This is a genomic window from Rugamonas aquatica, assembly GCF_009380215.1.
Taxonomy (GTDB): Bacteria; Pseudomonadota; Gammaproteobacteria; order Burkholderiales; family Burkholderiaceae_D; genus Rugamonas; species Rugamonas aquatica_B.
On the sequence record NZ_WHUG01000001.1, the window covers coordinates 351,752 to 370,996 of the forward strand.

17 protein-coding genes are annotated in these 19,245 nt (G+C 66.2%); 6 read left to right on the forward strand and 11 right to left on the reverse strand.

Annotated features, from left to right (window positions below; genetic code table 11):
- Positions 1-56: 56 nt before the first annotated feature.
- Positions 57-734, forward strand: a complete 678-nt coding sequence (locus tag GEV02_RS01605) for a PEP-CTERM sorting domain-containing protein (protein ID WP_174998923.1) — start codon at positions 57-59, stop codon at positions 732-734.
- 33 nt (positions 735-767) lie between these two features.
- Here GEV02_RS01605 and GEV02_RS01610 read toward each other — a convergent pair whose 3' ends face one another.
- From GEV02_RS01610 to GEV02_RS01620, 3 genes are all read right to left on the reverse strand, one after another.
- Entirely contained in the window at positions 768-959 is a 192-nt protein-coding gene (locus tag GEV02_RS01610; protein WP_152836196.1) for a hypothetical protein, read from the reverse strand.
- 76 nt (positions 960-1,035) lie between these two features.
- Positions 1,036-2,286: a M56 family metallopeptidase gene (locus GEV02_RS01615; RefSeq protein WP_152836197.1), complete on the reverse strand. Its 1,251-nt coding sequence runs from the start codon at positions 2,284-2,286 to the stop codon at positions 1,036-1,038.
- The gene (locus GEV02_RS01620) at positions 2,276-2,656 is read right to left on the reverse strand and encodes a BlaI/MecI/CopY family transcriptional regulator (RefSeq protein WP_152836198.1); all 381 of its coding nucleotides are present in this window, start codon (positions 2,654-2,656) and stop codon (positions 2,276-2,278) included. Before GEV02_RS01620 ends, GEV02_RS01615 begins: the two co-directional genes overlap by 11 nt.
- A 77-nt stretch (positions 2,657-2,733) precedes the next feature.
- On the opposite strand from GEV02_RS01620, the gene GEV02_RS01625 reads away from it, so the two are divergent.
- Both GEV02_RS01625 and GEV02_RS01630 read left to right on the forward strand, forming a co-directional pair.
- Positions 2,734-3,324 (forward strand): 2'-5' RNA ligase family protein, encoded by a 591-nt coding sequence (locus tag GEV02_RS01625; protein ID WP_152836199.1) that lies wholly within the window; start codon positions 2,734-2,736, stop codon positions 3,322-3,324.
- Positions 3,325-3,343: 19 nt separating this feature from the next.
- On the forward strand, positions 3,344-4,495 hold the full coding sequence (locus tag GEV02_RS01630; protein ID WP_152836200.1) for a putative peptide maturation dehydrogenase: 1,152 nt from the start codon (positions 3,344-3,346) through the stop codon (positions 4,493-4,495).
- On the opposite strand, the gene GEV02_RS01635 is transcribed toward GEV02_RS01630, so the two are convergent.
- Both GEV02_RS01635 and GEV02_RS01640 read right to left on the reverse strand, forming a co-directional pair.
- Positions 4,492-4,746, reverse strand: a complete 255-nt coding sequence (locus GEV02_RS01635; protein WP_008448927.1) for an NHLP-related RiPP peptide — start codon at positions 4,744-4,746, stop codon at positions 4,492-4,494. The genes GEV02_RS01630 and GEV02_RS01635 overlap by 4 nt on opposite strands.
- 133 nt (positions 4,747-4,879) lie before the next feature.
- On the reverse strand, positions 4,880-9,907 hold the full coding sequence (locus GEV02_RS01640) for a hybrid sensor histidine kinase/response regulator (RefSeq protein ID WP_235922582.1): 5,028 nt from the start codon (positions 9,905-9,907) through the stop codon (positions 4,880-4,882).
- Positions 9,908-10,025: 118 nt separating this feature from the next.
- Between GEV02_RS01640 and GEV02_RS01645 the strand changes: the two genes are divergently transcribed.
- Positions 10,026-10,976 (forward strand): 2-hydroxyacid dehydrogenase, encoded by a 951-nt coding sequence (locus tag GEV02_RS01645; protein WP_152836201.1) that lies wholly within the window; start codon positions 10,026-10,028, stop codon positions 10,974-10,976.
- Positions 10,977-10,988: 12 nt separating this feature from the next.
- Here the strand turns inward: GEV02_RS01645 and GEV02_RS01650 are convergent, their stop codons facing one another.
- From GEV02_RS01650 to GEV02_RS01670, 5 genes are all read right to left on the reverse strand, one after another.
- On the reverse strand, positions 10,989-11,774 hold the full coding sequence (locus tag GEV02_RS01650) for a GGDEF domain-containing protein (protein ID WP_152836202.1): 786 nt from the start codon (positions 11,772-11,774) through the stop codon (positions 10,989-10,991).
- On the reverse strand, positions 11,774-12,160 hold the full coding sequence (locus GEV02_RS01655; RefSeq protein ID WP_152836203.1) for a DUF1987 domain-containing protein: 387 nt from the start codon (positions 12,158-12,160) through the stop codon (positions 11,774-11,776). Before GEV02_RS01655 ends, GEV02_RS01650 begins: the two co-directional genes overlap by 1 nt.
- 22 nt (positions 12,161-12,182) lie before the next feature.
- Positions 12,183-12,740, reverse strand: coding sequence for a SiaB family protein kinase (locus GEV02_RS01660; protein ID WP_008448921.1), 558 nt, complete (start codon positions 12,738-12,740; stop codon positions 12,183-12,185).
- 11 nt (positions 12,741-12,751) lie between these two features.
- On the reverse strand, positions 12,752-13,966 hold the full coding sequence (locus GEV02_RS01665; RefSeq protein WP_152836204.1) for a SpoIIE family protein phosphatase: 1,215 nt from the start codon (positions 13,964-13,966) through the stop codon (positions 12,752-12,754).
- Between the two features lie 113 nt (positions 13,967-14,079).
- Positions 14,080-14,337, reverse strand: a complete 258-nt coding sequence (locus GEV02_RS01670) for a hypothetical protein (protein WP_152836205.1) — start codon at positions 14,335-14,337, stop codon at positions 14,080-14,082.
- Between the two features lie 188 nt (positions 14,338-14,525).
- Here GEV02_RS01670 and GEV02_RS01675 point away from each other — a divergent pair, with 188 nt between their 5' ends.
- Positions 14,526-16,166, forward strand: coding sequence for a methyl-accepting chemotaxis protein (locus GEV02_RS01675; protein ID WP_152836206.1), 1,641 nt, complete (start codon positions 14,526-14,528; stop codon positions 16,164-16,166).
- Positions 16,167-16,190: 24 nt separating this feature from the next.
- The gene (locus GEV02_RS01680; RefSeq protein ID WP_235922584.1) at positions 16,191-17,087 is read left to right on the forward strand and encodes a type 1 glutamine amidotransferase domain-containing protein; all 897 of its coding nucleotides are present in this window, start codon (positions 16,191-16,193) and stop codon (positions 17,085-17,087) included.
- Positions 17,088-17,097: 10 nt separating this feature from the next.
- Here GEV02_RS01680 and GEV02_RS01685 read toward each other — a convergent pair whose 3' ends face one another.
- The gene (locus tag GEV02_RS01685) at positions 17,098-19,215 is read right to left on the reverse strand and encodes a TonB-dependent receptor plug domain-containing protein (protein ID WP_152836207.1); all 2,118 of its coding nucleotides are present in this window, start codon (positions 19,213-19,215) and stop codon (positions 17,098-17,100) included.
- Between the last annotated feature and the right edge of the window lie 30 nt (positions 19,216-19,245).

Below are 19,245 nucleotides of genomic sequence, written 5' to 3' on the forward strand. Positions count from 1 at the left end.
TTGCGGTTGCCCGCCTGGTGCCCATGGTCGCCGCGGCAGCGGTATGTGGAACGTTGATGAACACGGCTTCGGCTGACACCCTGTCGCTGACCGGCGCGTCGGTGTACGACATCAACTCCGCCGGCGTTTACGTAGGCAACGGCTGGGATACCAGCGGCAGCGACGCCGCGGCCAATCTGTACCTGCTGACCACGCCGAACGACGCCAGCTCGTTCATCAACGGCGGCAACGGCCCGGCCACCTCGCTGAACCAGAATCTGTCCACCCCCGGCACTTACACCTTCTATTTCCGCGCCGATGGCGGCGGTTTCAACTGGCCTACGTCGTCGGCCGGCCTGAACCTGTTCTTCAACGGCTCCAACAACACGCCTGGCGTTTCGGCTTACGTGCCGTTCAATGCGGTTCATCCAACGGTGGCGGCATATGGCAACAACAGCCTGGGCATCAACGGCGGCGATGTGCAGGCCGCTAATTCGCTGTCCTTCAGCGTGGGCAATACCACGCTGACGCTGAGCAATTTCACTTTGTTTGACTACGCCAATCCAGCGGTCCCGAACGCGGTGCCGGACTTGGTCGGCTTCTACGACAACACGCCAAACCACCTCGCCGACTACTCGGGCTCGTTTACGGTGAATGTTTCCGCAGTGCCGGAGCCTGGGCAATGGGCGATGATGGTCGGCGGTATCGGCCTGCTGGCGGCAACGCGGCGCCGCCGCAAGCAAGCCGGCAAGTAAAAAGAACGGGGGCCAGGTTGGCCCCCATTTTTTTTAGCGGCAGGCCGCGTTTTTGAACGTGCCCAGCTGCGGCTGTGGTTCCCAGCCGGCGCCAATGTAGGCGTTAGAGCAGGTCAGCGAGCCGTTCAGCTTGCTTTTGTACCACATGTACGGTGCTGGACCGGCGAACGCGCTGGCTGCACAAACTGCGGCGATCAAACCTGCAATGATCATTTTCGATTTCATAGTATTCCTTGAACAGATGGCCCCATGGCCAGGGAATAATATCCTATCGTAAACATTGCTGTTTGACCACATTTGTTTATTTTGCACCCTGCTTGGTGATTTCCGTCACTGTCAGTTGCATCTCCATGCCGGCGCTGTCGTCCTGGTTGAACTTGACGGTGGCGGGCTGGCCAAGCGCCACCAGCACGCCGGGTTTGCCGACCGGCTTGCCGCCGCGCGATACATTGCTGGCGATGTAGACCTGGCCGCCGTCGACCGGTTTCAGCGTGAACTCCGCCCGCCATTGCTGGGCGCCTTCGCCGACGCGCATCGCTGCCGGAGTGCCGCTGCGGGTGTGCAGGTGCGGCGAGATGGTGTCGCCGTTGACCTTCATCTGCATGGCGATATCGTACAGCTGGCCTTCGGGGGCGCTGTTTTGCGCTGCCCATGCGGCCCAGCTGCCGGTTGTCATGGCGGCGGCGATCAGGGTGCTGCCGGCGATGCGCAGTGCTTGTGGCGTGGTGCGGTTCAGGTTCATGACTCTTTCCTTCAGTGGATGGTTGGACTGCCATTGACATGCGAACGGTGCATCGTTCGCGGATAACTGCGTTTTCAGCATGGCGTCGGCGTAGCTGCGGCGCGAGTTGGGATGGCGGCGCACGACTTCGGCGTCGCAAGCCAGTTCCTGGTCCGCGCGCATCAGGCGCTCGGCAATGTGGAGCAGGGGATTGAACCAGTTCAGACAGCGCAATGCGGCGCAGGCTGCGTTGGCCAGCGGGTCGTGGCGACGGGCGTGGGTGCGTTCGTGCGCCAGGATCAGCTGCCGTTCTTTTGCTGTGTAGCGCCGGTCGAAGTCGGACGGCACGATGATGAGTGGCCGCCACAGGCCCACCAGCGCGGGGCCGGCATGTGGCGATTCGGCATAGGCGATGCCGCCGCGCCGCGCCGCAGCGCCCATGCTGCGGACGTAGGCGCGTTGCCGGCTGATCTGCAGGGCGGCGGCCAGCAGCACGCCGGCCATCCATGCCAGCACGATGAGGTATGCCTGTCCCGGCGATGCGGACGGCGATGCCAGGCTGGCGATGCCGGTCGTCAGCGGCTGCATGGCGGCGGCGGGCAGCACCAGCAGGCTGCCGGTGGGCGCCGCCGGCAGCAGGGCGGCCAGCGCGCACAAGGGCACGGCCAGCCACGCGGCGTAGGCGACGCCGGCGCCAAAGCAGCGTCGCAGCGGCAGGCGCAGCGCCATGACCGCGATGGCGGCGAGGCTCAGCGCACAACTCGCGCGCAGCAGCGGCGGCAGGACCGGCGACAGCAGCGCGGGCAGGGCGGTCCACAACTCACTTGCCATCGTCGAGCTCTCCGATCAAACGCTTGAGTTCTTCCAGATCCGCCTTGCTCAGTTTGCGGTGGCGGCTGAAGTGCGCCACCAGCGGCGCGACGCGGCCGTCGAACAGCCGGTCCAGGAAGCCCTTGCTTTCGCTGTGCAGCCACTGCTCGCGCGTGATCGCGGCCGAGTACAGATAGCGCCGTCCGTCCTTCAGTACCTTGACGGCGTTCTTGCGCAGCAGCCGGTTGAGCAGCGTCTTGACGGTGGACTCCTGCCATGCGCGCTCGTCGCCGATCGCTGCGGCCACTTCCTCCGCGCTGCGCGGGCTGTGCGTCCACAGCGCTTCCATGACGACCGATTCGGCTTCGCTGATCTGCGGGATGGGTTTCATCGTTCTTCCATTTACATGTGTAATCGTTGCGCATGATTACAGTTGTAATCGTAGCTGTCAAGCGCTAAACTGGCGGCATGACACAACAGACCTTACTGCCGGGCTTTGAGCCCGAACCCGAACTGACGGACCGCATCTTCTTCGCGGTACTGCCGGATGCCGGCGCCATCGCCCGCATCAACACGCTGACCGCTGAGCTCAAGGCCGCGCATGGCATGCGCGGCCGCGCCATCGCCGACGCCCGCCTGCACGCGACGCTGTGCAACCTGGGCGATTTTCCCGGCATGCCGGACAGCCTGGTGGCGCGCGCAGGCAAGGCCGCCGCTTTGGTGGCGGATGCAACGGCGCCTTTCGCCGTCAGCTTCGATACGGCGCAGACCTTCATCAACCGTTCGCGCAACCGGCCGTTCGTGCTGACCGGCGGCGACGGCGTGAGCGGGCTTGGCTCCCTGTATAAAAGTCTCGCGATGGCCTTGCTCAAGGCCGGCCTGCCCGGTAATCCGCCGAACTATACACCGCATCTCACACTGCTGTACGATGACGTGACGGCCCCGCCGCAGGCCGCCGGCCCCGTCGAATGGACGGTGCGCGAACTGGTGCTGGTTCACAGCCATATCGGCCAGAACCTGCCATACACCGCGCTGTGTCGCTGGAGTTTGCAAGGCTAACCTTTCAAGTGGGGCCACCATGCTGATCAGACGTTGTGCCGTTTTGTTCCTGGAACCCCGGGAAGACCTCGATATCGACTGGGCCGCGCTCTTCGCCGGCGATGCCGCGCTGGGCGCGAACATCCGCTGGATGGCGCTGGCCGCGCATCTGGGCGAGGAGGTCGAAGTCACGCTGGAAGAGATGGCGGCGCTGGGCGGCATCGGCCTGACGCTGTGGCAGGAACGCGACGACTGCGAACAGAAATTCGGCGCGGCGGCTATAGCCCGCCTGCTGCAAACCGGCCTGCTGATCGGCGACGACGACGATCACAACGCACACTTCCGCGTACGCGACGAGGTGCTGCGCTCGCAGAACTGGCGGCCGCTGTCGGCCACCGCGCACATGTTCAGCCGCTGGGGAGATATGCGGGTCGACAAGGGCATGCAGTTCCCCAGCTTCGAAGAACTGGTGGTCTCTTACGGCACGCCGCCCGGCCCGGCCATCGAACGCGCCGCGCCCGGCGACGCGGTGGCGCTGCCGGCTCCCGAACGCGCGCGCCTCGACGACACGCTGTTCCAACGCTACACCGGCCGCAATTTCGACGGCGCCGCCGTGCTGCCGCTGGCCACTGCTGCGCGCCTGTTGCAGCGGGCTTTTGGCGCGCAGGGCGAACGCGAAATGGCGCCCGGCGCCTTCGTGCTGAAGAAGCTCAGCCCCTCGGCGGGCGGCCTGCATCCGGTGGAAGCCTATGTGCTGGCGCAGCGCGTCGAAGGCGTCGCGCCGGGCCTGTACCACTATCATCCGGTACGCCACGTGCTGGAGCCGCTGGCGGCGATGGACACCACGCAAACGGCGGAACTGGCGATGCGGATGGTGGCCGATCAGGATTGGTTTGTCGATGCGCCGATGATGGTGGTGCTGGCGGCGCGGGTGGAGCGCAACTTCTGGAAGTACCGCAATCACGCCAAGGCCTATCGCGCCTTGCTGCTCGACGCGGGCCACCTGTCGCAGACTTTTTATCTGCTGGCGACTGAAGCGGGGATGCCGGCCTTTGTGACGGCGGCGGTGAACGAGATCGATATCGAGCGGGTATTTGGGCTCGACCCATTGAAAGACATGGTGATCGCCGTATGCGGCTGCGGAAAGGCTTCCGGCGCGCAGGATACGGTGGAGATGCGCTACGAGCCTTAACGCTGGCCGGACAGGAAGAATGGAATCGCACCGGCGGCGTTTTCCAGCTTGCCTTTGATGGCGTGGCGGCTGGCGATGAATACTTCCTTCGCTGGCAGGCAGCGCAGGGCTGGGATCTTGTCGGCGGCGAGCTTGATGCCCAGGGTGCCCAGCGCCAGTTGTGGGTCGTTCAGGAAGCTTGCACGGAACGTGTCGTCGCCGGACAGTTTGGACAGCAGCAGATCGAGATCTTGTGGGGAATGCGTGGCCATGTCTTTACCTTTAGTGTGGGGGGATGGAAATTTCGCGTTTCGAAACGCAACTTCATCGTAGGCTAAAGCGGCCACTATCTCAAGGTAAGCCGTGTAGATAGCATCTTGCACCTGTTGCTGAACGGCATCAAAATCAGGCCAGGGTCTCGGCCTCGCGTTCGGCCGCATCCTGGCGGGCGCTCTCCATCACCACGCTGAACGATAGTACAAACGCCTGCAGCACATCGCCCGGCGCGGCAGGGTGTTCGCGCAGGTGTTCCTCCAGCGCGGTTGCCGATGCGTACAGTTCCGTTGCCGAGATGTTGCCGGCGGCGCCGCGTATCTTGTGCACCAGCTCGGCCGCTTGCGGGAAGTCGCCGGCGTCGATGGCTTGCTGAATCTGCTGCAAACTCGTATCGAAGTCCTTGGCGAACAGCGCCAGCAGCTGCGACAGCAGGCGGCTGTGGCCGCCCAGACGCTCCATGGCCGCCGGCATGTCGATGCCGCGCCGGGCCACGGCGGAGAAGGCGTTGGTGCTCGCGTAGCCCATCGCCGGCGCACCGCCAGCCTGCGCGCCGGCGTCTTCCGGCTGTCCCGGTCCCGGCTCGACCCACGTCGCCAGCACGGCGTAAAGGGTGTCGGGGTCGATGGGCTTGGTGACGTAGTCGTTCATGTCCATCGCCAGGCAGCGCTCGCGGTAGCCGGCCACCGCGTGCGCGGTCATGGCGATGATCGGCAGCCTGGCGCTGTCAGGGTCGGCGCGTATCAGGGCCGTGGCCTGGTAGCCGTCCATGTCCGGCATCTGGATGTCCATCAGCACCGCGTCGTAGCGGCCGGCGGCGGTCATGCGCGCCGCTTCCTCGCCGCTGCCGGCCAGGTCCACGCGCACGCCGGCCCGTTGCAGGATTTCGCTGGCGACCTGCTGGTTGATGCTGTTGTCGTCGACCACCAGCACATGGGCGCCGCGTATGCGCTGCACCGCCACCGACGGCGAGGCCACCAGCCTGACCGCAGGCTGGCTGCTTTCCAGGCCGAGCGCCGCCAGCACCACGCTGCGCAGCAGGTAGGGATTGGCCGGCTTGTCGAGGAAGGGCATCAGGCGGCTTTGCTCGCCCGTCTGGCGGCTATGCTCGCGCGCATAGGCGGTGGTCATCAGCACCGCCGGCACAGACGCCAGTTCGGCGTCGCTGGCGATGCGTTGCAGGGTTTCGATGCCGTCCAGGTCGGGCATGTCGGCGTCCATCATCAGGATGTCGTAGTCTTCCTGTTGCATCGCCGCCACCGCCGCCGCGCCCGAGGCCACGGCGCGCGTCTTCAGGCCCAGGCTCGCCAGCTGGATCTTCAGCATGTGGCGCACCGCTTCGCTGTCGTCCACCACCAGCACGCGCTTGCCCGGCACCGACGGCGGCAGCGGCGCCGCGCGCGGGGTCTGGTCGGCAGCCGGCTGCATGACGATGCTGAAGCTGAAGGCGCTGCCGACGCCAGGCTCGCTGTCGACGCGGATCACGCCGCCCATCTTGCGCACCAGCTGCTGCGAGATCGCCAGTCCCAGGCCGGTGCCGCCGTACAGGCGCGTGGTGCTGGCGTCGGCCTGGGCGAAGGCCTGGAACAGGCGTACCTGCTGCTCTTCGCTGATCCCCAGGCCGCTGTCTTCGACGACGAAGCGCAGCGCGATGTAGCCGTCGGCAGGCACGGCGGCATGGAGGTCGCGCTCGACGCGCAGTTCGATGTGGCCGCGCGCGGTGAACTTGAGCGCGTTGCCGACCAGGTTGACCAGGATCTGGCTCAGGCGCAGCGGATCGCCCAGCAGGTTGGACGGCACGTCCGGCGCGGCCCAGATCACCAGCTCCAGCCCGCGCTCGGCGGCGCGCCAGGAGAACAGGTCGGCCAGCTGGCTCAGGGTGTCCGGCAGGTCGAAGGGCAGCGCCTCCAGTTCCAGCTTGCCCGATTCGATCTTGGAGAAGTCCAGCACGTCGTTGATGATCTCCAGCAGGCTCTGGCCCGCGCGGCCGATCTTGCGGAAGTAGTCCAGCGGCTGCGGTTGCAGGTCCAGGTGGGTGCCCAGGCCGGCGAAGCCGAGGATGGCGTTCATCGGCGTGCGGATTTCGTGGCTGATATTGGCCAGGAAGTCGCTCTTGGCGCGGGTGGCCGCTTCGGCGTTGGCGCGCGCCTGTTCCAGCAGCCGCAGCGCGCGCGCCTTCTGGTAGGCCGAGACGAAGGGTTCCTTCAGCGCCTTGAGCAGATCGAGATCGGTGGGCGCGAAGCTCGCCTGGTACTGGTAGTTCTCGAAGATCAGATAGCCTTCGACCTGGCCGTCGATCACCACCCGCACCGCCAGCAGCGCGCAAACGTCGCCGGGCAGCGCATTGTGGTGGTGGACTTCGAAGATGTCGGGCGCGATCATGCAGTCGGCCGGCGCGTAGCGCAGTTCGGCCTGGCGCAGGTCGATGGTGTAGGCGTCGGCCGCCGTGTCGATGCGGCCCCAGGCCGCGCGCAGCGACAGCGTTTCGGTGCCGGCCTCGCGCACCAGCGCCACCGCCGAATCGATGCCCTTGATGACCGTCGATTCATGCAGGATGGTGTGCAGCAGCGCGTCGAAATCGAGCTGCTCGTTGATCGACTTGACGATGGCGTTGAGTTTTTCCAGGTGCTGCGTGCGCGAATACACCAGTGCCTGCAGCGTCTCGCCCTTGTGGTGCAGCTGCCGCACGCGCCAGCGCACCAGGCCCCACGTCAGCAGGCAGGCGGCCAGGAAGTAGCCCAGCCACGCCCACCAGGTCTGGTGCCAGGCCGGCAGCACCACCACCCGCAGTTGCAGCTCGTCGGCGTTCCACAGGCCGTCGCGGTTGCTGCCGCGCAGGCGCAGGCGGTAGCTGCCGGGCGGCAGATGGTTGTAGGCGGCGATGCGGCGGCTGGCGTCGGCCTCCACCCAGCGCTGGTCGAAGCCTTCCAGCAGATGCGCGTAGCGGTTGCGCTGCGGCGCCGAGAAGTCCAGCGCGGCCAGCTCCACTTCGAAGCCCTGGTTCTCGGGCTTGAGCGTCAGCGTCTGGCCGTTGTCGCCGGCCAGTTGGGCGGGCGTGACCGCTTGCTGGTCCAGGCGCACCGCGCTGATGACCAGCGGCGGGCGGTAGCCCCAGTCGTTCAAGCGGCCCGGATACACCACCGCCATGCCGGAGGTGGCGCCGAACACCAGGTCGTGCTCCGCCGTCACGGTGCTGGAGCCGATGAAGAAGGTGCGGAAGGCCAGGCCGTCGGCGCGGGTCAGCGCGCGCGCCTTGAGCGTGGCGGCGTCGATCACGGCGATGCTGTCGGCGGTGGCGGCCCAGATGCGGCCGACGGGATCGGCCTGCAGCGACATGATGGTGCCGGTCGCCAGGCCGGCGACGGAACCGACCCGTTCGAACTCCGGCTTGCCTTTCGCATCGCGGCCGGTCATGACGCAGATGCCGCCGCCATAGGTGCCTACCCACAGCCGGCCGCGCGTGTCGATCACCAGTGAGCTGATGATCGCCTCCGACAGCGCCGTCGACAGCGAGGGGTTGGCGCGGATATGTTCCACCTTGCCGGTTTCCGGATCCAGCCAGTTCAAGCCATTGCGGGTGGCGATCCATAGCGCGCCGTCGCCGTCGGGGACGACCGCGTGGATGCGGTTGTCGGTCAGGCCGCCGGCATCGGCCGTGCCCTGCACATAGCGGCGGACGGTGTTCGCCTGCGGGTCGTAGCGCAGCAGGCCGTCGAAACTGCCCAGCCATAGTTCACCTTTGCGCGCCAGGATGGTGCCGATGCGCGGATAGGCGCTGGCCTGCGGCAGCGGCACGCGGCGCACGCTGCGTCCCTGGGCGCTGGTGCGGTAGAGGCCCAGCTGGGTGCCGACCCAGGCCTCGCCGGGACTGGCCTCGGCCAGCGCGAGCACCACCCGGTTGGGCAGCGCGCTGTCCGGGTGGGCCGGGTCGGGCCGCAGCACGGCGGAGCGGTCGCCGTTGGGGTGCACGATGTCGATCCCCTGGTCGGCCAGCGCGATCCACACCTGGCCCCGATGATCCGTCATCAGCGCGGTGACGGAGGCTTCCTGCGCGCCTTGCGCGCCGAACACCGAATCGACGCTCTCGTTGTGCGGATCGTAGAAATCGACGCCGCGCTCGGTCGTCACCCAGATCATGCCGCTGCGGTCGCGCAGCAGGGCGGCGGCGCGGTCGTTACTGAGGCTGAACGGCACGGCCGCCTGGTGCTGTATGCGGTGGCCCTCGTTGCTGCCGCTGTGGTACTCGACCACGCCGCCGCCGTAGGTGCTGGCCCACCAGGTGCCGGGCGTGGACTCGATCACCGCCAGCACCATATTGGCCTGGAGTCCGTTGACGCCCTTGATCTGCAGGATGCGGCCACGGTCGGCCAGGGCTTCGACCACGCCGATGCCGCTCTTGAGCGTGCCGAAGGCGATCTGGCCCAAGCTGTTCTCGCCCAGCGCCATGACGGTGTCGCTCCAGCCGAACTGGCCGTCGTCGGAGATGGCGAACGGCGTGATGGTGCCGCCTTCGCGCAGGCGCGACAGGCCGGTACCCGTACCTATCCACAGCGTGCCAGCGTGGTCCACCAGCAGTGCGCGCACCTGGTTGTCCGGCAGCCCGGGGTGGGTTTCGTGGGTGTAGCGGCGCAGCGTGCCTTGCACGGTGTCGTAGTATTTCAGGCCGGTCGGCGTGCCTATCCACAGGTTGCCCTTGGCGTCGCTGGCGATGGCGCTGACCTGGCCCTTGCTCAGTTCATCGTTGAGGCGCGTGAATTGTTCGCTGCGTTTGTCGAACATGGCGATGCCGGCTGCCGCCGTGCCCACCCACAGGCGTCCGCGCGTATCGACGTGCAGCACCTGGATAAAATCGCCGGGCAGCGAGGCGGGGGTGGTGGCGTCGTGGTGGAAGCTGCGCATATGGTAGCCGTCCCAGCGCGCCAGGCCGGTCTGGGTGCCGACCCAGATGTAGCCGTCGCCGTCCTGCGCCAACGCCATGCCGACCGGGTGCGGGAGCCCTTGTTCCAGGCCGAGATGCTCGAACAGCGGCGTGGCCAGCTTGTCCCAGCGCTCCGGCCCTGCGGCCGCCGCGCCGCACAGCATCGCGCATGCCGCCAACGCCGCGGATAACCAGCGGCGGAAGGCGAAGCAAGTTTGCGGAGTGGGGGCGGGGACGTTCAAATCGGGGCGCGCTCCAGGATGGTAGGTCCAGCATACGGAAATGCCGACAGAAAGTCCATGCAAAGCAACGGGAATCTGGGTCTGCTTGTACAATCGCCACATGCATAAGGATAGCGATATGAAAACGGAAATACTGGTGCTGGCGGCCAGCCCGTCGGCGGATGTGATGGCGCAGCTGGAACAGGCGTTTCACTGCCACCACCTTTGGCGACAGCCCTGCGAGGCCCAGCCGGACTGGCTGGCCGCTGTGGCGCCGGGCATAAAAGGAGTTTTGACGACGGGGTCGATCGGCATCGGCCCGGCGCTGCTGGAGCAGTTGCCGAAGCTGGAAATCGTCGCCGTCAACGGCATCGGCACCGACGCGGTGGCGCTGGAAACGACGCGTGCGCGTGGCATTTTTGTTACCAACACTCCCGGTGTGCTGACCGGGGATGTGGCGGATCTGGCGCTGACGCTGTTGTTGTCGTCTGCGCGCGGGCTGCCGTCGCTGGACCGCCTGGTGCGCAGCGGCGCATGGGAACACGGCCTGCCGCTGGCGCCGACGCGGGCCTTGCGCGGCAAGGTGTGCGGGATATTCGGTTTCGGCCGCATCGGCCAGGCGGTGGCGGCGCGGGCGGCGGCCTTCGGCATGGCTATGCTGTACTACCAGCCGCGCGCGGTGGATGGCGTGGCGGCCGGGCGCTGCGCCTCGCTGCTGGAACTGGCGCAGGCCAGCGACTATCTGGTGCTGTGCGCCCCGGGTGGCGAGGCCACGCGCCACGCGGTGAATGCGGAGGTGATGGCGGCGCTGGGGCCTCAGGGGACGCTGGTCAACGTGGCGCGCGGTTCGCTGGTGGATCAGGATGCGTTGATCGCGGCCTTGCGCGACGGTGTGCTGGGCAAGGCGGCGCTGGACGTGTTCGACCACGAGCCGCATGTGCCGGCGGCGCTGCGTGAGCTGGACAACGTGGTGCTGACGCCGCACGTCGGCAGCCTGACGGTGGAAACCCGCCAAGCGATGGGGCAACTTGTCGTGGACAACCTGCTCGCCCATTTCGGCGGCAGGCCGCTGCTGACGCCAGTGGCCTGAGCGGCCGTAGCGTCAGTGGCAGGGAGCCGATACGTCTTCGGCGGCTGGCGGCGTAGCGGCTGTGGGCAGCGGCGGCAGCGTCGAATGCAGCTTGACGCAATTGCGGCCGGCGCGCTTGGCGGCGTACAGCGCCTCGTCGGCGTGGCTGTAGGCGGTTTCGAAGCTGGTGCCGGCGCGGTTCCAGCTGATGCCCACGCTGGCCGTGATCTGGCGGTCGATCGGCGCGGCGAACACCTGGTCGGCGATGGCGTCGCAGATGCTGGCCGCCACGCGCTGCGCTTCCTCCACGGAGCTGGTCGGCCACACCACCGAGAACTCCTCGCCGCCGACGCGGCCTATCGCCACCTCGGGGCCCAGCAGGGCCTGGAGGCACAGCACCACGGTCTTGATGACGGCGTCGCCGGCCGGGTGGCCGAAGTCGTCGTTGACCCATTTGAAGTGGTCGATATCGAGCACGATCAGCGCCATGTCGCCGCGCTCCAGGCAACCGGAGGCATGCTCGATGACGGCGGCGCGATTGAGCGCGCCGGTCAGCGGATCGTGGGTGGCGCGGTACTCTAGCTGCAGCGCCAGTTCGTGCAGCTGGCGGTTCATCTGGTTCATATCGAGTTCGGCGCGGTCGCTGCGGCGTATCAGGCGGCGGCTTTCGCGCATCAGGCGCTCGTAGTGGACGATCATCTCGGCCAGCGCCGCGCGGGCGTCGGCGCGCGGGTCGGCGTGGGCCGCCCTGGCGTTGGCCAGCGCCGCGCTTTCCAGCGCAAACAGGTCGGCCTCTTCGCGGCCCGGGATGGTCATCATCAGTTGCTCACTGGGTGGTCGTGGAAGTCCAGCGCGTCGAAATCGTCCTGCAGCTCCTGGCCGAATTCGAGGATGGTGTCGTCGTCCTCGTCGTGGTACCAGTTCAGGCGCACCTGGTTGCCGGCCACGGCGGCCTTGTTCAGCGCGTCGAAGAAGGAGAACAGCATCTTGGTGCTGGAGCTGTTGAAGTAGGCCAGCGAGACGTTGACGGTGATGCTGGCGTCATTGCAGCCGTCCAGGTAGGCCTGCACGCGGGCGATCAGCGGGCCGTAGAAGGCGGCCGCGTTTTCGGGATAGGACTCGCCCTTGATCGACAGGGTGTCCTGGTCGAAGCGGAAGTCGATTTCCGGCGAGGTGGGCGAGGCGCTGATAAAGAGTGGTTCCATAACTGTTCCAGTACTGATTTTTTTAAATGATCGCTTTGATGCAGAACACCGTGGTGTCCGGATCGTGCGCTTCCTGCACGAACTCGAACTCCAGCGGCTCGCTGGCGTCGCGCGCCATGGTCAGGAAGCCCAGGCCCGCGCCCTTGCTGTCGGCCGGCGTTTCGTCGCGCAGCGCTTTCTTGTAGGCGGACTTGATCTCTTCCATGGTCATCGTGTGCAGCGGCTCCAGGCGGCTGCGGATGCGCTCCACGTTGGTGCTGTCGACCGGGTTGGCGCACAGCAGGAAGAAGCTGTCGTCCTTCATGCCGATGCAGAAGGAGCCGCGGCGCATCTGGTTGTCGCTTTGTTCGTGCGGGGTCAGCGTGTCCGACGAGTAGTGCATGATGTTCTGCGACATTTCGACGAAGGACGAGAAGATGCGGCGGCGCGTCGGCCCGGCGGCGCCGGCGGTGTCCAGCCGCGCCTTGATGGTCTCGGAAATGGCGGCCACCACGTGCTGCGAGAAATAGCCCACGTAGAAAAAGATGATGTGGCGCTTGCGGGCCACGTCCCAGAAATCGTTGAATTCTTCGTACAGCAAAATCGGCGCTCCTATGGGCGGAAACAGAAAAAGGTCAGGTCGTCGCGGCGCGGCTGTTCGCCTTGCCAGGCCTGGTAGTCGGCCAGCATGGCGTCGCTGACGTCGCGCGCGCCGGCGCCGCGCTGGGCCAGCATCACGTCGCGCATGCGGCGCTTGCCGTAGGCGATTTCCCTGGCGCCGCCGATCTGGTCGATCAAGCCGTCGGTGGTCAGGAACAGCAGGCTGCGTTCGGGGATGGTGATGGTCTTGTTGGTCCAGGCGTAGTCCAGCGGCGTGTCGACATAGCCCACGCCCATGCGGTCGCCGTCCACCGTCTGCACCGCCTGCTGGTCCGGGTCGAGCTGGAACAGCGGCAGCTTGGCGCCGGCGAAGTGCAGCTGGCGGCTGGCGTTGTCGAACCACAGGAAGGCGGCGTCCATGCCGTCGTTGGAGGCGGCCGCGCCGTGCTGGCTGTGGCGCTCGTCGACCTGGCCCAGCATGCTCTTGACGCCGCGATTGACTTCGGCGATCAGCGCGGCCGGATCGCGCGGACCCAGTTGCTGCAAGGCCTGCGCCAGCGTCGATGAGGAGATCAGCGTCATGAAGGCGCCCGGCACGCCGTGGCCGGTGCAGTCGGCGATGGCGGCGAACCAGCCGTCGGGGTAGCGCGCGAAGTGATAGAAGTCGCCGCCGACCACGTCGCGCGGCTGCCATTCGAGGTGGGCGTCGCGCAGCGTCTCGGCCAGCGCCAGGTCGGAGGGGCGCAGCAGCGAGCGCTGGATCACGCTGGCGTAGTCGATGCTGTGCATGATCTGGCGGTTTTTCTCGGCCTGCATATTGGCCACCACGTTCATCAGCTGCAGGCCGAAGCCGACGCCGGCCAGGCCGCCGTCGCGGGTGACGATGAAGCCGTCGGCCAGCGCCTTCTCGCCCGATTCGACGGCGCGGAAGGTCAGCTCTTCGATGCTCATGGCGGCATCGACGATCAGCGGTTCCTTGTCCATGAAGGCGATGCAGCTCTTCTTGCCGTACAGCTCATGGTAGAAGGGCTTGGACATCTGCGACATGAAGATGTTGCGGCTGATGAGGCCAATAGGGCGTTCGCTTTCGATCACCGGCAAGCTCATCAGGTCGCGGCGTTCGGTGAACAGTTCCAGTACGCTGAAGTTGCTGGTGTCGGATACCACCGAGACCGTCTCTACGCACAGGTCGGCGGCGACGGACAGACGAAAACGGGGCAGGTGCAAACGAGAGGCATTGAACTCCACGGCCAGTTACCTTTGGTTGACTACAGTGCCGGTAATGCTAGTGGGAAATTGTTACCGGCCTATTACATCTTAACCAAAAGAAAAGAATGTTATCAGTCTGCGCATAAGGACAGCATGAAGCGCAGGTGCTGGCTGATGGCGCCGCGTTCGGCTTCCAGGCGCGTCTCGGCGCTCTCTGCGGCGAACTCGTCGCGGATGGCGTGGCATTGCGCGAGAGTGGCGTCGAGCGAGCGCAGCATGCCGTGCAAGCCCGCTTCGCTGTACCAGATGTGCAACAGCTTGCTCAGCGCGAGCAGGGCGTCTTGTTCGGATTGCAGCAGATCGGCGTCGGCGGAGAGGAGTTGGCTCACGATTTTCAGAGGAAGCGAGTGTGTCAAAGCAGTATATACGAATCCCTCATAAAGTTTCTCTTGAAAAATATCTATTGTTTCGTAATAAACATATAAGTAGAAGTTGCCGTACGGTAATAAGGCGGTCATATTTGCTGCGTATAGTCGGGTTTATCTTGTACGAACCGCACTTCTCTTATAGAAACGTTATGAAAATTCCTCAATTGAATACCGGTGTCCGCGTGATGGCATCGTTCGCCGCACTGTTGTTTTTAATGGCATGTATGTCGGCGGTGGCGCTGTGGCGCCTGCAAACGGCCAACGATACGGCCTCCAACCTGGTCAGCGAGAAGCTGGCCAAGCAGCAGCTGACCTCGGAGTTGCTGGGCATGACGGAGCTGAACGGCCTGCGCGCCACCTCGATCGCCCGCAGCGACAGCCTGGAAGTGGGCGACATCTTCCAGGCCCAGCTGACCGCCGGCGACAAGCTGGCCACGGCGATGGAAACCAAGCTGGCGGCGATGCCGGCGCAGGGCGCGGAAGCGGAACTGCTGCGCGCGGTGGCCGCAAAGAAGGGCGCTTATCTGGGCTTGCGCGCCGAGCTGTTCAAGCTGAAGGACAGCGGCCGCACGCAGGAAGTCAGCGATCTGCTGGACACCAAGATGGTGGCGGTGTTCCAGGCCTACACGGGCGCGTTGGGCAAGCTGCTGGCCTACCAGACGCAGCAGGCGCGGCAACTGGCCGAGCAGTCCGCCAGCCAGTTCCAGGGCAGCCGCGCGCTGCTGGTCGGCTTCGGCGTGGTGACGCTGGTGCTGGGTGCCGCACTGGCGCTGGCGCTGACCCGCAGCATCGTGCGTCCGCTGACGCGGGCGGTGGCGCTGGCTGAGCAGGTGGCGGCGGGCGAGCTGCATGGGGCGATCCGTCATGGCCGCAGCGATGAGATCGGCCAGCTGTTCGATGCGCTCAGCCACATGACGGCACGTCTGGCCGATACCGTGGGCCGCGTGCGCGATGGCGCGGTGGCCATCGATGCCGCGTCGCGTGAGATCGCCAACGGCAATATGGATTTGTCGCGCCGCACCGAGCATCAGGCCGGCGCGCTGGAAGAGACGGCGTCGGCGATGGTGGAGCTGACTTCGGCCGTCAAGCAGAACAGCGGCAATGCGCGGCAGGCGAATCGTTTGGCCGAGTCGGCGTCGGCGGTGGCGGGCAAGGGCGGCAAGGTGGTGTCGGAGGTGGTGCAGACCATGGCCAGCATCAACGACTATGCGCACAAGATCGTCGACATCACCAGCGTGATCGACAGCATCGCTTTCCAGACCAATATCCTGGCGTTGAATGCCGCCGTGGAAGCGGCGCGGGCCGGCGAGCAGGGGCGCGGGTTTGCGGTGGTGGCGTCCGAGGTGCGCAACCTGGCGCAGCGCTCGGCCAGCGCGGCCAAGGAGATCAAGCAGTTGATTAATGAATCGGCCGAGCGCATCGCCAGCGGTAGCGAGCTGGCGCAGGCGGCCGGTGCGACGATGGAAGAGATCGTGCTGAGCGTGGAGAAGGTGACGGGCATCATGTCGGCCATCAGCGCCGCCAGCGCGGAGCAGGAGCATGGCATCGAGCAAGTCAACGCCGCCATCGGCGATATGGACGACGTCACGCAGCAGAACGCCGCGCTGGTGGAGGAAGCCGCTGCGGCGGCCGATGCGATGCAGGACCAGGCGCGCGAACTGGCGCAACTGGTGGGCTCGTTCAAGATCGAAGGCGACAAGCACAGCGTGCACCAGTTCCCGGTTGCCGCAGCGCGCACGTCGTTGCCCGCGCTGGCATCGAACGCAGGCAGCTTGCGCCGCGCAGCATGATGATCGGGGTGCGCGGCATGTAGAATGAACGCCCGACCATTCCGCGTCCACGCCATGAGCCACAGCCGCCGCATCCTGATCCCGATACCGCTGCACGACTTCGATCCGACCGAGGTGGCGCTGAGCTGGCGCATCCTGCGCGATGCCGGCCACCACATCGAGTTCGCCACCGTCGACGGCACGCGCGGCCATGCCGACCCCTTGATGCTCAGCGGCGAAGGCCTGGACCCGTGGGGCTGGCTGCCCGGCTTGCGCAAGCTGCGCCTGTTCGGCCTGATGCTGCGCGCCGACCATCACGGCCGCCAGGCCTACGCCGCGCTGGAGCAGGATCCAGCCTTCCTGCAACCGCGCCGCTTTGAAGACCTGCGCGCCGCGCAGTACGATGCCTTGCTGCTGCCGGGCGGCCACGCCAAGGGCATGCGCCCCTATCTGGAAGACTCAGTGCTGCAAGCCGTGGTGGCGGAGTTTTTCGACAGCGGCAAGCCGGTGGCGGCGGTGTGCCACGGCGTGCTGCTGGCGGCCCGTTCGATCTCGCCGCGCACGCAGCGCTCGGTGCTGTACGGCCGCAAGACCACGGCGCTGACGTGGAAGCTGGAACGCAGCGCCTGGGATTTGACGCGCTTCCTGGCCCGCTTCTGGGATCCTGGCTACTACCGCACCTACGGCGAAAGCAAAGGCGAACCCGCAGGCTATTGGAGCGTGGAGCAGGAGGTCAAGCGGGCGCTGGCCTCGCCTGATGACTTTATCGATGTGCCGGCCGGCACGCCGGACTATTTCCGCAAGACCGGCGGCCTGGTGCGCGACCGCGCCGGCGACGACCGCGCAGCCTGGGTGGTGCAAGATGGGAATTACCTGTCGGCGCGCTGGCCCGGCGATGTACACACTTTTGCGCGTCGCTACGCCGCCATGCTGGCAGCGTAGCGACGGCCGCTTACATCTTGTACGAAGCCTGCAGCGAGATCGCGCGCGGCGCCATCGGCAGGTCGTGCGGCAAGGTCAGGCCCGGTGCCGGACTCGGCTCGCGCACGTCGGCATTGAACGCGTTGCGCAGCGCCAGGGCGAAGTTCCACTGGTTGCGGCCGTTGCGGGTCGCCAGCGTGAAGTCGACCGTGGTGTAGTCGGCTGTCACCGGACGCGCATCGCCGAAAGCGCGCTGGCGGCCGGCCACCCAGTTCAACTGCGAACCTGCCTGGTAGCCGCTGGCGAAAGCCCAGTCGGCGCGGCCGAATGCATGATGGCGCGGCGCGTAACCTGCATCCGTATGCGTGGTCTGGTCGGTCGAGCGCTGCCAGGCGTAGTTGCCGGACAGGCGCAGGTCGCGTGTCACCGTCCAGTTCGATTCGAGTTCGACGCCGCGCCCCTTCTGGTCGCCGGTGTTGGCGTAGGTGGCGCCGGTGCCGGGGATGACGTTGGCCACGGTGCGGATGATGTTCTTCATATCGTAGCGATAGAAGGTCAGGTTGACGGTGGCGTCGGTGCGGGCTTGCCAGGCGAACGACAGTTCGGTGGTGGCGTTGCGTTCCGGCTTCAGGTTCGGATTGCCGAGCGCGACCGGGTTGCTGATGCCGTAGCTTTCCAGGAAGGCCGGCGCGCGGAAGGCGCGGCCGTACAGCAGCTTGGCGGTCAGGTCGAAGCTGGCGTCCCACACCAGCGCCAGGCGCGGATTGGTGGTGCCGCCGAAGTCCGAGTAATGGTCGTGGCGCACGCCGGCCGTCAGGTTCCAGTCCTTGGCGAAATTCCACTCGTCCTGCAAGTACAGGTAATCGACCTTGCGCCGCTGCGGCAGCATGAACGGCGTGGTGCCGATAGTGTCGATCACCGATGGCAGCGGGATAGGCGTGCCGTTGGGCGCGTAGTTGAAGTTGCGGTGCTCGGTCGTGCGGTACAGCTCGATGTCGTCGTGGCCGGCGCCGATGCGTACGTGGTGATTGTTGAAGCCGCTGTAGTCGGCAAAGCCGGACAAGCGGTAGATGCGCTCGAAAGTCTCAGGCGCGCCCAGCATGCCGTTCGGGAAGGTGCCGGTCGGGAAGGTCAGGCCGGGCGGCAGCAGCTGGTAGATGGTGCTGACTTCCTGCGAATACTGCTGGCCGCTGAAGCTGGCGCCCAGACCCCAGTCGTGAGTGAACTGCGGGTCGGCCCAGGCCAGGCTGCCGGTGATGCGCTCGCCTTTCTGGCGGCCCACCGGGTCCAGCGCCGAGGCGATGCCGGCGCCGGTGCCCATGTCGTAGCGCTTCTTGTAGCCGAAGCGGCCGCGCCATTGGCCGTAGATCAGGTCGAGGTTGGCGTCGATCGCCTTGAGCTGGTTGTTGAGCGAGCCGGGCGCCAGGCTGGCGTGGGTCTTGAACAGCTTGTCGTTGCGCGTCTGCGCGTCGGCGTCGACGATGGCGTCGGTGCCGTCGGTCTTGCCGAGCCGGAGGTAGGCCGCCACTTCGACCGGGCCGATCTTGCCGCCGTGCTGCACCCAGCCGTCGTAGCTGCCGAAGGAACCGGCGCGGGCGCCGAACTCGGTGCCCTGGGCTTCGCCCGGACCCTTGGTGATGATGTTGATGACGCCGGAGAACGCGTCGGAACCGTACAGCGCGGAGCCGGGACCACGGATGATCTCGATGCGGGCGATGTGCTCGACCGGATAACCGCCCCAGATATTGCCCTTGTTGCCGACGTAGGCGGTGGTGATGGGCACGCCGTTTTGCAGCATCAGGATCTGCGGCGTGTAGGCGCTGACGATGCCGCGCACCACGTACAGCGGCGAGTTGCTGTTCGGCGTGCGGTTGACGTGCACGCCGGGCACGCTCTCCAGCACTTGATCGAGGTCGGTGGCGCCCATGGCGGCGATGTCGGCCGCAGTGATGACCGAGGCCACGGCCGGTGCGCGCCGCAATGCTTGCAAATTGCCGGTGGCGATGCTGACGCTGTCGCTGGTGCCGTAGACCAGCGCCAGTTCGTCTTCCTCAGTCACGGGATCGGCATGGGCCATGCCGTGGACTGCAACCAGCGGTAGGGTGAGTGCCGCGGTCAGGTACAGCCGGTGGGCGCTCAACGCTTTCAAAATGCTATCTCCTGTTACGTTTTTTTGATT

Excerpts from the sequence above, each read along its gene's own strand:
- GEV02_RS01605 (WP_174998923.1), top strand. The coding sequence starts at position 57 with ATGAACACGGCTTCGGCTGACACCCTGTCGCTGACCGGCGCGTCGGTG.
- GEV02_RS01610 (WP_152836196.1), bottom strand. The coding sequence starts at position 959 with ATGAAATCGAAAATGATCATTGCAGGTTTGATCGCCGCAGTTTGTGCA.
- GEV02_RS01615 (WP_152836197.1), bottom strand. The coding sequence starts at position 2,286 with ATGGCAAGTGAGTTGTGGACCGCCCTGCCCGCGCTGCTGTCGCCGGTC.
- GEV02_RS01620 (WP_152836198.1), bottom strand. The coding sequence starts at position 2,656 with ATGAAACCCATCCCGCAGATCAGCGAAGCCGAATCGGTCGTCATGGAA.
- GEV02_RS01625 (WP_152836199.1), top strand. The coding sequence starts at position 2,734 with ATGACACAACAGACCTTACTGCCGGGCTTTGAGCCCGAACCCGAACTG.
- GEV02_RS01630 (WP_152836200.1), top strand. The coding sequence starts at position 3,344 with ATGCTGATCAGACGTTGTGCCGTTTTGTTCCTGGAACCCCGGGAAGAC.
- GEV02_RS01635 (WP_008448927.1), bottom strand. The coding sequence starts at position 4,746 with ATGGCCACGCATTCCCCACAAGATCTCGATCTGCTGCTGTCCAAACTG.
- GEV02_RS01645 (WP_152836201.1), top strand. The coding sequence starts at position 10,026 with ATGAAAACGGAAATACTGGTGCTGGCGGCCAGCCCGTCGGCGGATGTG.
- GEV02_RS01650 (WP_152836202.1), bottom strand. The coding sequence starts at position 11,774 with ATGATGACCATCCCGGGCCGCGAAGAGGCCGACCTGTTTGCGCTGGAA.
- GEV02_RS01655 (WP_152836203.1), bottom strand. The coding sequence starts at position 12,160 with ATGGAACCACTCTTTATCAGCGCCTCGCCCACCTCGCCGGAAATCGAC.
- GEV02_RS01675 (WP_152836206.1), top strand. The coding sequence starts at position 14,526 with ATGAAAATTCCTCAATTGAATACCGGTGTCCGCGTGATGGCATCGTTC.
- GEV02_RS01680 (WP_235922584.1), top strand. The coding sequence starts at position 16,191 with ATGAACGCCCGACCATTCCGCGTCCACGCCATGAGCCACAGCCGCCGC.